Source organism: uncultured Candidatus Puniceispirillum sp., assembly GCF_963979125.1.
Lineage (GTDB): Bacteria > Pseudomonadota > Alphaproteobacteria > Puniceispirillales > Puniceispirillaceae > Puniceispirillum.
In genome coordinates, this window is the sequence record NZ_CAXBVX010000067.1 from 1 (window position 1) to 11,929 (window position 11,929).

The following is an 11,929-nucleotide window of genomic DNA, read 5'->3' on the forward strand; positions in this document are numbered from 1 at the left end:
GCACAGCGCCTCGGCATTTTTCAGCTTGACCCGAACCGGCTTGACAGACCCTATCATGGTCATGACCTTCTTGATCCTGCAATAAATATTAAAATTGGACTTAAAAGTTTGGATCAGCTTATCGAAGCCAACAAGGGGGATGTGGCTATGGCGCTTGTTGAATTTAACAACGGACACGCTCTTGGCCCTTGGCCCATGTCGCGCGTTGTCAGTTATCCAGGTGGTATTGTAGCCAATATTTTTGCCGCACGCGCGGTCTTTGAACGTGAATTGGCAGGCATCCACCAACCCACCGTACCCGTAATTGATACGATGCTATATGCAACAGGGTCGCCGGATGATATTTATACACGGTACGAACCTTTGTCGGATCTACCGCGATGGCGTAAAAAGATTGCCACAACCCGCTATTGGCTCAGTGAAGCAGATAGGCTTCGGCGCGCCAATGCATTGTAAAGAAAGTCCTGTGCCGAGCAAAGGAAAGACACCAAAAGCATGCAGTATCAACGCCACACCAAATCTCGTGATCTCCGTGTCAAGCCCGTCAGAAAGCTGGTCGTTTGGTCACGATTGCGGCAGCTTACCATCATCTTTCATATGGGGCTATTCAGCCTCTTCGGTGGGATATTCACGCCATTTCACGCAGCAGTCGCCGACAGCACAGTAATCCCTGCTTTTATCGACCCAAGTGATGGCGCAAACCTGTCAAGCCGCTGGTTCGCCCGCGAAATCGAGGCAGCGTTTCTTGATTTGGGGTTGCGCCTCACAGATCCACGCGCGGCCACAACCAACACCGCTCGGCCCGCATTGGCTAACGGTTCAGGACGCCTCTTTGACCAGCTAAGCGCGGCGCTGAAATCACAAAAACAAGCTGGACTGTTGATCGAAACAAACTTGTCACCAGTTGAAAATGATCGCGTTCTGCCAACAGTGCGGATTACTGCCCTCCCATCAGGCAGGCTTGTCAGCAGCGTTGCCAGCCTTGATGTGGCGCAAGATGTCAGCCGCGACGAATTGCGCGTTGCCGCCCTGTCTCTGGCGCGGCGCGCAACGCGCCAGATGCAAGATAACAGCCGCGATCTGGCGTGGTCCCATGGCGCGCCATGGGCTGGCGACGAATATATGGTAACCATGACGATTGAAAATTTTAACGGTTGCCAGCAGAACTATATTTTAGAGGAAATGGAAACCGAATTTCCCGGCTTCGTCGCGATCGATCTGGTTGACGCATCGCAAAGTCATTACGCAAGCTACACATACCGAACCACAGCGAAACAACAACGCCTAACCAAATGGCTACATATATTTTTCATCGAGCATCAGATGGTGCCAGGACAAGATTTTACTATTCTATATCACAACAAGAAGCTGCGTTTAATCTTGGAAAATGGTGCAAAATTTGGAACAGTTTGTATCACGTTGTGACGCAATACGATGTCTTGGCGTTAAAGGATTGATTATGAAACACGTAGATTTTGCGCATCGCTGGACAATGCTATTGCTGCTGTTGATCGGACTTACCACCCCGTTATCAGCTAGCCATGCCAATTCCCAAATCGTTGTGTTTGATGCCTCCGCCACCGATAGCCGCGCCGTATCCGGCCTTGCCAAAACCGCTGCCGATGCGTTTCAGTCACGGCTGAACCAAATGAATTTTATTGTGCTTGATCCTGTCGTCTTGTCGCGCAAGGCCCAGATCACCGGCGCCAGCCGCGCCGAGGTGTTGGCTCGCTTGTCTGCAATCCAGTCCCACTATGGCGATGTGCTGATCATTTTTCTGCAATCCCAGCTTCATCTACCCGCCAACCGGAATGCCTACCTTCAATCGAATGCGACGGTTATATCGTCGGCAACAGCAAGCCAGGTTGTGTCATCACATATCGATGGCGATGGATTCTTGCTACCACTTGATTGTGATGCCGCTTGCGCCCAAATATTGGGCAGCCGCGCCGCGCGGCAAATCGCCGAAACCTTGGCTATGCGTATTGGCAAATTGATCAGCAGTCCATCTGGCGCGATGGCAGATGCTGGCGACCCAGTCAACAAAGTGCAGATTGACCTAGTCAATTTCAATCAAGCCCAACGAACCCAATTCATCGATTTAATGGTGAATGAATTTCCAGGCTTCTTGAAGATCGTCAACATGCGGCACGCTGGCCCGCATACACGATTTTCCTATTACAGCGAGGCCTCAAATATCAAATTACAAAAATGGATTGACATTAGTCTTCGTGATATCGGCATCAACCCTGAAGCCGGCGCCGATGTGCTTGTCAAGCCCGGGACCATTCAAATTGTGCTGACCGCTGCCGGCACCAGCCGTGGCAGCGCCGGAAACCCGCTTAAATATAACTGACCCAAATCAAAACTTAGCCAAATGATCCCATAACACTATTAGTGAACTGATAGGAAAATAGGGGACTAATGCGATGCTGAGTGACGAAGGTGGTAATCCTCTTGCCGAGGTTGGCCTGGCACTGTCGATGGCATTCTTCAGCCTGATGATCTTGATGCTGGTAGCTGTATTGAACAGCCCGCCAACCAATCAACAGATCAAAATGGGCAATAATGGCACCGGCCCAACCGGTGAAAAAATGGATTTATTTGTTTATAGCGGCGGCCAGCTCTACGACAAAGATCTGACCCGGCTTAATGTTTCGGCTTTACCTGCAGATCAAAAAATTCTGCTGGCGGTTGACCCCCAGCTAGAGTTGTCGGCGGTCCTTGAGATTGTCGGTAAGGTTGGTCATCAAAACCTGCAAATCACCAAGCTTGATGCGGCATGGCAGGCACGTCTGAAAAGTAAGAGGGCGAGCCAATGAGGGCGTTCATCGCACACCTTCGTCGGCGCGGCTTGGTGGGTTTTACCGTGATGGCGGTGATACTGTCCGCGACAGCGCAACAGGCGGCAGCATACTGGTCAGCCGATCGGATCGAGCAGACGATTATCTCAGAAAGCCTGAAAACAACCTATGTGCGGCCATCATTAGCCCTTGCGGTAGCCGAAACCGAATCCAATTTCAGACCACATGTTGTCAGCCATGCAGGCGCTGTTGGCATTATGCAAATCATGCCAGCCACCGCTTTCGGCCTTTATAAAACCGGGCGGGCTGCATTGTTTGACCCGCGGACAAATATTCGCATCGGCGTCAGATTCTTGGATCATTTGATCAAAAAATACAATGGACGCATCGATCTTGCCTTATCACATTATAATGGTGGATCAGCGGTGATGAAAAACGGCAGTGCCCGGGTACTGCCTTACACGCGCGACTATGTATCGCGGGTATTGGCACGATCGAGACATTATCAAAATGCCGTGGATAAAAAGGTCATGGGGGACGCGCGGCGGCGTGCTGGGCAGCGCCTGCTTACTGTACAAACATTAGAAAAACATGCTAAGCCAGATCGAAAGGCGGCTTTGACAACGCATATCAATCATGTCGATAAATGGCTGTCGGTTGTGAACGAATTGGCGCCGCGCGGCAGATAACAAAACAAAACCGATGTCCAATATTTCCTATAAATTACTGCACCGAATGACAGTTCAAGATGATGGTCCAAGCCATGAACTGCTTGATCTGATAAGAACAATTTTTGATAACACCGTCGCCGACGGACGACCAAGACACAGCGATCAAGCCCGGCAAAATCTTCTTAAAGTCCTTGCCGGTCATAGCTATGCAAAGGTGATATTTCCGTTGTGTCATTTTCTATCGGTTAGCGCCCAAAACGGTGTTGCGCTCTATCATTGGTTTGCCATGTCGCAACCGGTCACAGCGCGCAGCCTTGGACAGGGGCTGAAATCGGCTGCCAGCACCCCGGCTAGCGCACGCCCCCAAACGATCGCCGAAGCCAGTCATCGCAGCCAAACATTTGATGTGAACCTGTTTCACATTGCCAAACATTCGGCGCTTCTCGATCTGATATTAGAAATTATTGGTTATGATCAGCTTGAGGCGTTCTATAACCGCCTCGCCAAAGCAAAGAACCGGCAAGATGTCACCGCGATATCGAATGAAATCTCGCGCGAGATCTATCACTTCCTGAGAAACCATATGGCAACAGCATCTTCGGAAAAAAAAGCTAGATCATTGCGCGATTTCTTAGTGGAGCGCTATGGCGCCGATCACCCCATTAGTGTCAACGATATTGACAATGAGCTGATTGTTGATTTTTGGATACAGTTCAGCCTTGATGCAGATTCCAAATTTCGACTCTATACCAATTGCGTACAAAACTGGGTGAGATTCCGGCACGCCATCCGCGCCGCCACAAGGAATCAGTTCCAGCAGGAAACTAGTCTCGATGCGCTGAGCGAACAGGGGCAGGCAGCGCTTGACCAGATAGACCAACAGACAGCCAAGACGATGTTTGATGACGCAAGTGACGATGTCCCGATCGGATCGCAACTTGGTAAAATCAGCTCCGCAGAATTGCAAACGATCAAACTAGTTACCGCTACCGAACAAGACCATATAGCGCAGCTTCTAGATTTTGGTGACGATGGGCCAGCCCTGATTGTAACCATCCTGCGTCTGGTCACTTTTGGCCCCGTTCAAGCCCGCCTGATCGAGGCATTACGCCAGAAAAAAAACCAGCTGAACACGATGGACGGCATTGTCGACACTAGCGCCTATGACGTGGCGATAGGCCAGATCAAACAGCTGCATGACACCTTAGAAGGGCTTGCCAAAGCGGCGACTTTTTCGCTTTACTTGGCACGATCACCAGCTTTTGTTTATGCCGCCCTGCCGTTGGCCGATGTGACTGAACAAAAAGCGATGCGCGATGTTGGCGTAGATGTGCGATCGCGCCTTACCGGCCCCGTTGATGAACAGGAATTGGTCGCGCAAATCAGCGCCACCCTTCTTGATACAGCGCCAGATGTCATGCCACTTTTATTGCACCGCTTGCAACAGGCAAAAAAGAAATTTCGTCGCAAAGGTCTTGGCAAATTGCCAACCGAAGATGTCGAAACATGGACCGCTGAATTGGCTAATGGTATCGAAATATTGTCACGTCTTGCACCACCATTGAACCGACTGGTCAGTAATAACCCGGCCATTACCACCGCCCAATCCGGTACCCCGTCACTGCAATCCCGCTGCATCGCCGACCGGGACTTATTCTTTGACCACTTCAGACAGATATACGGACAAACTTCATGACCCATCACTCTGACGAACCAACCATCGGACTTGACGACGCCACAGCGCATTTTGTCACATTGGAAACCTATCACCAGTTGGACACAAGCCTTGCAGCCCATCAACCTGATACAGTGCGGCAACTGACGTTTGGCGACCTATTGGCCGCCGCCACCGCCCCTGACACACATGCCGAGACGATCGCAAAGATCGGCAGCAACGCCAAACAGGCCAGCCGGTTTGCAGCATTGTTGCGGTCGATGGCCATTTATACCCAGCCATCCCAAGCCGCCGCCGCCAGTGCACAGATGGACAAACGGACAGGTGAACAATTTGATCTCGAACTCAAGGCATCATCACGCCACGACGGCGCCCATTTTCTGATCATCCGCATTCACAAACTGACAGAAACCACCCCACAACATCTTTATTACTGTCACAATAACAACTATAACTTTATCAGCCTATCGTCGGTTCATAATGGCGTATCGCAAGTTATGGTCGGCGAGGACAATCTGGTGATTGATGCCTTTAACGACCCAGCGGCGGAGTTCTTCATTAAGTGACATTACCAACCATATGGATCGCCACGACCCACGGACCGGTCGAGGTTGTTTCGATTACAGAAGAAGATCCAGACATCCGGTCGGTGCTGTGCCTTTCGGACAGCTTTCAAGAACTGCCGATCAGCCCGCTTTATGATGCTTTTGTGCGACGGCCAACCGGTCTTATTGAACAAATGACGGGTCACCCCTCCTACCGGGTTGATTTGTCAGGCCCGATCACGCAAGGCCATAGCTGGCAGGTGGGTTTGACTGTTATGCATTTATTCCATGCCGAACCTGATAAGTCAGCGGCCATTTCGCCACACGCGCTTATGTGGACAACCGGCAAGGTAACCCCGAAAGGCATTATCCAACCGGTTGGAGAGATCAACAAAAAATGGCAGATGACCCGCGCTGCGCTTGACAAAAAGCCGCGTTTTGCCGACCCAGTTCTGGTGATCGCACACCCAGCAAACATCGCCGAAATTCAAGCGATCGAGCAAGACGACCCGTCGGAACTGGCGATCACATGGGTGCCGGTAACATCAATCATCAACATGGCCGCTTATTTTAATTTGACCACCGGCATTGGGGGAACAGCCCCATTAGTCGTGGGGCGGCGGCCGGTTAAACGCGTTATTGCAGCGGTCGCCATCGGGCTTGCTTGCATTGCGGTGAGCAGCCATCTGGCGATCAAGTTTGCAGCCCCTTTGACCCGGCTTGATACAGAAGGTCGCTATCGCGAGTTATTTATGGAACTGCGCGAAATGCGACAAGACGGCAATTGGCTAGACGTGAATGGCGCATTTTTTTTTGAAAAGTATCTTCGTCACCGGGCTACCGGGCTTGGCGACGATGTGCATATCGAAATACGACTGATCCCCGGGCAAGATGCCACTTGCGCTGCGCCACGAACCGCCACCATCACCACCAACACCTTGCCTAGCTGGATCAATAATGGCTGCCAGTTTCAACTAACGCTTGGCAACAGATCCGACCAACCCATCGGCGTGTGGACCGCCCTTTACAGCCATCAAGACAATGCCGCACCAAACATGATTTTGCGAAACCATGCTGCCCTGCCGCCAAAGCAAAGCGTTACCTTGCCAAGTTTTACCATGGACAGCACTATGAAATCCGCCGCAAAAACCCTGCTGGTCATGGCCTCGATGCGGCCTGATTCTGAATTGTTGCCGTGGTTTAACGCGCTGTCATCCACCCCTCGCCCAGCCGCACAAATGATGCGGCGGATTGAAAAATCAGGAACTGGGTTCAGATTTGCCCAAGGTTCAGCCACCGACAATTAAACTTGCTTGCTTTCACTAATATTGTTTTGATAGTCACAGGGACTATGTTGAGGGATGAAAAAATGACAGCAGACAGATCAAGGCGGTTCATCGGTCATGCGGCAATGATTGGCTTTTGTGCCTTGGCCTTTTCGGCGTGCCAGCAAACTGCCGCGCCGTTACACGTAACCGAACCAACTGTCTATGAGACCGGTGGTGAGAGAGTCGCCCGGCTTGGCGAGATCATGCACAGCAATCAGACCAAGGTGAATGGGTCTACCGACCTGGTAACACATGAAATTGAGTTAGCTGGCATTCATGCTGGGTATGGGGCGGCAACCGTGGTCAATATGATTTACCGCAAAATGGACGCGGCTGGTAAAAACATCACCCGTCCAAAGGTGGTCAGTCATAAATTGTCAGACGGCAAAGTGGTCAATCTTGGCGGTGCAGCTATCAAGATTATTGACCTTAAAACCGACTATATGCGGTTTGTTGTTACACGCGATTTTAACCAAGCATTGAACCGCTGATCTGGCCTAGCAGCCTCCGTCAACCAGCAAAACACGACCGGCTGCCCGGACGCCATCATGGGTGATATTCGCGACAAAGACGCGCCCCCGATCGATCACATAATCGGCCCGTAAAACACTGTTTGGGCCGATTGGTTTCCCGGTCAGCTGTACGATTCCATCAACCAGACGCGCATCAACCGATTTGGTGAAAATACGCACCGGCGTATACGCGCCGCGGATGTGATGCTGGGCAACAATTTTGGCAATTATATCCGCCTCGCCCCGACTGGCCGGTTGTCTCAACTGTCGAATCAATGGGGATAGTCCAGCATGATTGGCCTCGCCTTTGCCAGCAGTTGAAACCATTTCGCCAGCCCGATTTAGAACCGCTGAACGCATCCCAAAACACCGGGTCATAACATCATAAAGATAGGCTGATTGTCGCTCGGTATCCGGCCAGAAAATTTCCATATCCAGCCCCCCTTTGTTAGCAACCATGTCCAGCGTTCGCTGCCCTTTCAGCAAATTGGCTTGGCGAATATCTAAGTCTTGTAGCGCGGTTTTCTGCGGGGCCCGTGTTTGTGGTGGAGGCGGCACGGTAATTGGTCGCAAGGCAGGTGTCTTCATAATTTTCGGTGGTGCTGGTGCTGCTAAACGTGCCAGCGCTGTTGGCTTTCGTTGCGCCGGTGATACCATCAAGGGCTTAACCGCCACTTGATTTAATTTGGCTGGCTTCACATTGATGGGTTTTGCGATCATTGGCATGGTACGCGCTGTTGCCTCCTGCGCCGTTTTGGGGACCAGCGGCACCAGGGCCGGCTCTGAGGCAGGGAACAGCTCAGACAACACTTGTTTGTTTGCCGATGGTTGTGACACTGCTGCTTGCGGCAATCGCATTGCTGCCGATACTGGTGGTGGGGCCGGCAACCTGATATTGGACATGTTAATTCCCGCCTCAAGCCGGTCGACAGGCATCTTTGCTTCCACGCTATCAGGTGCCTGCATCGAGGATGGCTGGCCTGGCATTGCGGCTACTGGATCCGCAGCAATTTTATCAAGACAGTAAAGCCAGACCATTGCCGCAATCGCCACCAGATTTAGGACCGCTGTGCCCTTTTTTGGGCAGATGCGCATTTATTGTCCTGCCCGTTCTAAATAAGTGAGTTGCAAGTTTTGGATCAATTCCGACAGCGCTGCTTGGCGATCCCCCAAATTCATAAAACCCGGTGCAGCAAACGTATGCTGCGGTGCCAGCTCATCACTCGCTGTAGAAACCGCCTTTGGTTCAGCTGGGTAGAGTTCAGAAAACCCACTTGCCAGCAATGCATCAGCTTCGGCTGGCGCCCGACTGACCGTTGGCGGCGTTGTATTTTGTTCGGCCGGATCCGGCATTTTGCCCGTGACCGTGGTCTGGCTGGCGCGATTAATTGGCAATGGTGCGGTCTGGTCAGCTGGTGCGGCAGTGGTAGCGGCTGCGCGCGGCAATGGCGCCGCATTATCAGCTTGAACACCGCCACGGCCAGCGGCAATTTCCTCCAAATAGTTGTTTACTGAATCACTAATGATTTTTTGGATCGTATTGCCATTGATTTTTATATCGTCATTGTGTGGGGCAACAGGCAGGGGCGTTGGGACCACTAATTGCGCCAGCTTGTCTTCCAGCGCCGGCATCTTTTTTGACGCAGCAGTTGGGGGGGCTGATGCCACTATCCGACTGACCATATCGATAGTTGCATCGAGCCAATTGCCAACAGACTGGCCAGGTGCCGCGGTGAATAAATAGCCAATGCTTAAAAACACCACCATGTTAAAAATGAGAAATCGCATAACTTTACCTTTCCGTTCTCTCACAGAGTTTGATCTGCAGATATCAAAACCCCTGACGCTTGCCAGTCACACCGACCACAACGCGCATTAGCGCCGAAAGGGGCAAGCCAACCACCGATGTCATAAAGGCCATGCTGAACTGGTCAGTCAGGCTGGCAATTACCGTATTGATGGTGTCAATGTTCAGATCACCCGCGGCCAGCTCGCCAATACCGGCGCTGATCCCAAACAAGGTAAAAGTCAAAGCCACTGTGGCAATGCCATTAGCCGCATGAAGGCCAATGTGAAGCCAAACAGACTTTAACTGGCGATCGAGCTGTGTATCGCGGATTTTAGCAGCCGCTATCATCACCGTCAGCACCAGCCCAACCGCCAAGGCTATGAACAATAAACCCAACGTATCTTTGGCGGCGGCAAACAGGTCCTTTGGCGCAACCCCAAACAAAAGCAGGGTCAAGGCGAGGCCAATTACCACCAGCCCGCCAAACACCGCCGAAGCGCGAACGCCAAGGCCAAGGTCGACACGCCACATGCTAGAGGGCTGCATTTGTTGTGAAACACCGGTCATTTGGCGAGCCGCGACGCCATTAGTTGATCCGTGCTCAAACCGATGCGTTCAAACCAATGAGCGGCGATCGACTTGTAATCTTCAGCCGAGGCATGCGCCAAAAAGGTCAATTCATAATTCGACAGCGCATGTTTGACCCGCGGCGAATAAGTGCTTTTCAACGATTTGTCATTGATCACCATTACCTCAAGATCGGCAAGCCGAGCCGTAGACAGATTGAGCTTGTTCCACCTAGCCTCAACATCGATCGTGCTATCGAGTAGCGCGGCGATGGCAAGGGCGCGCTCGCGTTCCAGATTTTCCAACGAACCAGCCATGGCTGATACAGCAGCGCCGCCAGCGATTGCAAAGGCTAAGCAGGCAAGTATAATTTTTTTCATCAGTTGATCTCCAAATATTTTATTGTGTGAAAAGGGGCACAGCATCCGATGGACTGCTGTAGGTTTGGGCTTTCGTCGCCACAGTGAAACTTTGTGCAGCGACATCCTCGGCAAGCGCCATTGCATCAAGTGATAGTAAATGTGCCATATGCCCAAGAAGCTCGGTTTCGATCCCGATAAGCGCCAAATCTGCTTCAGTATCCAACATCAATTGGCGCAGCATATCGGACTTGGTTGCACCGCTATCAAGGCCAAGCCGGCTTTGCATACGGTGGCTGGCAATAGCGTCTTTCAGGGCAGAAATGGCCGCCATATTCTTGTCAAAGGCTTTGCTGAAATTGGTTTCCTTGGTCAAAGGTTCAAGCGCTATCTGTTCACGCAATTTACTGCTAATCCCCTCGATCCGTGATTTGGCATCCGCTTGCAATTGCGCGACATCCGACGCCACTTTTTGCTGGGCTGTGTCGCTTGACAAATTGCGATCAAGGCGTTTCAACAACCCAAGTTTGGTATGTAGACGTTCGCGTTTCAGATCGATTTGTTGGCCCAGCAATTCAATATAGGTCTTTTTACCAACAATAATCTGGTGCCGTGCTTCAATCTGTTCTTGTTCATCATAGCGTGACAGGTTCTGTTTCAGCTGGCCGATGGCACTGACCTGATCAAACAGCTGCGTTTCCACGCTAGTCATATTTTGGGCAAGGCCCGACTTGCTAAAATCCTGCTCGATTGCGTCATTCATATGTTTTGGCGGCAATAGCAGAATTTTTTCCGACAATTGTGGACGCCATTGCCGGTCTATTTCTGCAAAAGCGACAGCGGCCTGCATTTGGCTGACACCAACCAACGCAATCGTTGCAATAATGATGGTTCTAAATCCTGACATAAGAGACAATCCTTCTATTCTTGAACTTTAACGGGGCTGGCCGGTCAATTTGTCTGCCAATACCAAGCCCGACGAATTTCATCCTTGATCTCGCCCTTCGCATTCTGACTGGCAAGTTGGAGCGCGTTTTTATTGTGGGGCGCGTTCAACAAGACATGCATGCTGGCGAGAAAAGAGGTTGAGTCCGGATAGAGAAGATCCGCGCCATCGGCGACCTGCTCAAACTGCTCAAGCATGGTGCGCGCTTTGGCAAGATCACCACCTTTGATATAGTTTTGCACGCCCATGGCGATGGCCTTCAACCGCATATCCCGGTCAATGATTGAACCAGAATCACCAAGCATTAGCTCGCAACTTTCAAATTTTTCGGCACTTGCCAAAAAGCGTGACACATCAGCGCCAGCATTTTTATCAAGCGCAAAGGCGGTCTTGCGGCACGCGTCATAATTGGCTTTAACCTGCATGTCGGCAAACCGTTCATAGCGATAATCAATCGCCGCCGCCGAGCCTGACATTGTTATGGGCTGGCAGGCAGACAGCGCTACTGGCACTGCCAATACGGCAAGGGCGAATTTCAGTTTTGAGTTTATATGTTTCATTTTTTTGGCTCCGGTGAGATCTAAAGATGGCTAGATTGCATTAACGGGCAAAACGGATATGTTCGCCGATGTGGTAGGGATACTCGCTTTGCAGGCGCACCACCCGTCCCCGATGTGCCACAGACACGTCATAATGAGACAAAGTCCGTTCCCGCCGCCGCTCGGGACGCCAG

General features: G+C 51.4%; 15 protein-coding genes. 9 read left to right on the forward strand and 6 right to left on the reverse strand.

From position 1 onward, the window contains the following. From ABNT28_RS07615 to ABNT28_RS07655, 9 genes are all read left to right on the forward strand, one after another. On the forward strand, window positions 1–456 hold a 456-nt coding region (locus tag ABNT28_RS07615; protein WP_348721318.1), incomplete at its 5' end, for a transglycosylase SLT domain-containing protein. A gap of 39 nt (window positions 457–495) precedes the next feature. Continuing rightward, window positions 496–1,425: a hypothetical protein gene (locus ABNT28_RS07620; RefSeq protein WP_332924301.1), complete on the forward strand. Its 930-nt coding sequence runs from the start codon at window positions 496–498 to the stop codon at window positions 1,423–1,425. A gap of 34 nt (window positions 1,426–1,459) precedes the next feature. Next, window positions 1,460–2,356 (forward strand): hypothetical protein, encoded by an 897-nt coding sequence (locus ABNT28_RS07625; protein ID WP_348721319.1) that lies wholly within the window; start codon window positions 1,460–1,462, stop codon window positions 2,354–2,356. 73 nt (window positions 2,357–2,429) lie between these two features. Continuing rightward, window positions 2,430–2,822 carry a hypothetical protein gene (locus ABNT28_RS07630; RefSeq protein ID WP_348721320.1) on the forward strand — a complete coding sequence of 131 codons (393 nt, stop codon included), beginning with the start codon at window positions 2,430–2,432 and terminating at the stop codon, window positions 2,820–2,822. Continuing rightward, entirely contained in the window at window positions 2,819–3,493 is a 675-nt protein-coding gene (locus tag ABNT28_RS07635; protein ID WP_348721321.1) for a lytic transglycosylase domain-containing protein, read from the forward strand. The genes ABNT28_RS07630 and ABNT28_RS07635 overlap by 4 nt, the downstream gene beginning before the upstream one ends. A 13-nt stretch (window positions 3,494–3,506) precedes the next feature. Continuing rightward, a complete protein-coding gene (locus tag ABNT28_RS07640) occupies window positions 3,507–5,171 on the forward strand; it encodes a hypothetical protein (RefSeq protein ID WP_348721322.1) in 1,665 nt (554 codons plus the stop codon). Further along, window positions 5,168–5,716, forward strand: coding sequence for a hypothetical protein (locus tag ABNT28_RS07645; protein WP_348721324.1), 549 nt, complete (start codon window positions 5,168–5,170; stop codon window positions 5,714–5,716). The genes ABNT28_RS07640 and ABNT28_RS07645 overlap by 4 nt, the downstream gene beginning before the upstream one ends. Beyond that, entirely contained in the window at window positions 5,713–7,002 is a 1,290-nt protein-coding gene (locus ABNT28_RS07650) for a hypothetical protein (protein WP_332924295.1), read from the forward strand. Before ABNT28_RS07645 ends, ABNT28_RS07650 begins: the two co-directional genes overlap by 4 nt. Before the next feature lie 62 nt (window positions 7,003–7,064). After that, the gene (locus ABNT28_RS07655; protein WP_332924294.1) at window positions 7,065–7,514 is read left to right on the forward strand and encodes a hypothetical protein; all 450 of its coding nucleotides are present in this window, start codon (window positions 7,065–7,067) and stop codon (window positions 7,512–7,514) included. 6 nt (window positions 7,515–7,520) lie between these two features. Here ABNT28_RS07655 and ABNT28_RS07660 read toward each other — a convergent pair whose 3' ends face one another. Genes ABNT28_RS07660 through ABNT28_RS07685 form a run of 6 tightly spaced genes read right to left on the reverse strand, consistent with a single transcriptional unit; the run spans window position 7,521 to window position 11,756 of the window. After that, entirely contained in the window at window positions 7,521–8,630 is a 1,110-nt protein-coding gene (locus tag ABNT28_RS07660) for a hypothetical protein (RefSeq protein WP_332924293.1), read from the reverse strand. Further along, window positions 8,631–9,323, reverse strand: coding sequence for a hypothetical protein (locus tag ABNT28_RS07665; RefSeq protein ID WP_332924292.1), 693 nt, complete (start codon window positions 9,321–9,323; stop codon window positions 8,631–8,633). Between the two features lie 43 nt (window positions 9,324–9,366). Continuing rightward, window positions 9,367–9,855: a hypothetical protein gene (locus ABNT28_RS07670; RefSeq protein WP_332924291.1), complete on the reverse strand. Its 489-nt coding sequence runs from the start codon at window positions 9,853–9,855 to the stop codon at window positions 9,367–9,369. Window positions 9,856–9,887: 32 nt separating this feature from the next. Continuing rightward, window positions 9,888–10,271: a hypothetical protein gene (locus ABNT28_RS07675; protein ID WP_348721325.1), complete on the reverse strand. Its 384-nt coding sequence runs from the start codon at window positions 10,269–10,271 to the stop codon at window positions 9,888–9,890. Window positions 10,272–10,290: 19 nt separating this feature from the next. After that, on the reverse strand, window positions 10,291–11,157 hold the full coding sequence (locus ABNT28_RS07680; RefSeq protein ID WP_332924289.1) for a hypothetical protein: 867 nt from the start codon (window positions 11,155–11,157) through the stop codon (window positions 10,291–10,293). A 44-nt stretch (window positions 11,158–11,201) separates the two neighbouring features. After that, complete coding sequence (locus ABNT28_RS07685; RefSeq protein WP_332924288.1) at window positions 11,202–11,756, reverse strand: hypothetical protein; 555 nt, start codon at window positions 11,754–11,756, stop codon at window positions 11,202–11,204. Window positions 11,757–11,929 lie beyond the last annotated feature (173 nt).

Bases quoted from the DNA above. Each gene is read 5' to 3' on its own strand.
- ABNT28_RS07620 (WP_332924301.1), top strand. From the start codon at position 496: ATGCAGTATCAACGCCACACCAAATCTCGTGATCTCCGTGTCAAGCCC.
- ABNT28_RS07625 (WP_348721319.1), top strand. From the start codon at position 1,460: ATGAAACACGTAGATTTTGCGCATCGCTGGACAATGCTATTGCTGCTG.
- ABNT28_RS07630 (WP_348721320.1), top strand. From the start codon at position 2,430: ATGCTGAGTGACGAAGGTGGTAATCCTCTTGCCGAGGTTGGCCTGGCA.
- ABNT28_RS07635 (WP_348721321.1), top strand. From the start codon at position 2,819: ATGAGGGCGTTCATCGCACACCTTCGTCGGCGCGGCTTGGTGGGTTTT.
- ABNT28_RS07640 (WP_348721322.1), top strand. From the start codon at position 3,507: ATGTCCAATATTTCCTATAAATTACTGCACCGAATGACAGTTCAAGAT.
- ABNT28_RS07645 (WP_348721324.1), top strand. From the start codon at position 5,168: ATGACCCATCACTCTGACGAACCAACCATCGGACTTGACGACGCCACA.
- ABNT28_RS07655 (WP_332924294.1), top strand. From the start codon at position 7,065: ATGACAGCAGACAGATCAAGGCGGTTCATCGGTCATGCGGCAATGATT.
- ABNT28_RS07660 (WP_332924293.1), bottom strand. From the start codon at position 8,630: ATGCGCATCTGCCCAAAAAAGGGCACAGCGGTCCTAAATCTGGTGGCG.
- ABNT28_RS07665 (WP_332924292.1), bottom strand. From the start codon at position 9,323: ATGCGATTTCTCATTTTTAACATGGTGGTGTTTTTAAGCATTGGCTAT.
- ABNT28_RS07670 (WP_332924291.1), bottom strand. From the start codon at position 9,855: ATGTGGCGTGTCGACCTTGGCCTTGGCGTTCGCGCTTCGGCGGTGTTT.
- ABNT28_RS07675 (WP_348721325.1), bottom strand. From the start codon at position 10,271: ATGAAAAAAATTATACTTGCCTGCTTAGCCTTTGCAATCGCTGGCGGC.
- ABNT28_RS07680 (WP_332924289.1), bottom strand. From the start codon at position 11,157: ATGTCAGGATTTAGAACCATCATTATTGCAACGATTGCGTTGGTTGGT.
- ABNT28_RS07685 (WP_332924288.1), bottom strand. From the start codon at position 11,756: ATGAAACATATAAACTCAAAACTGAAATTCGCCCTTGCCGTATTGGCA.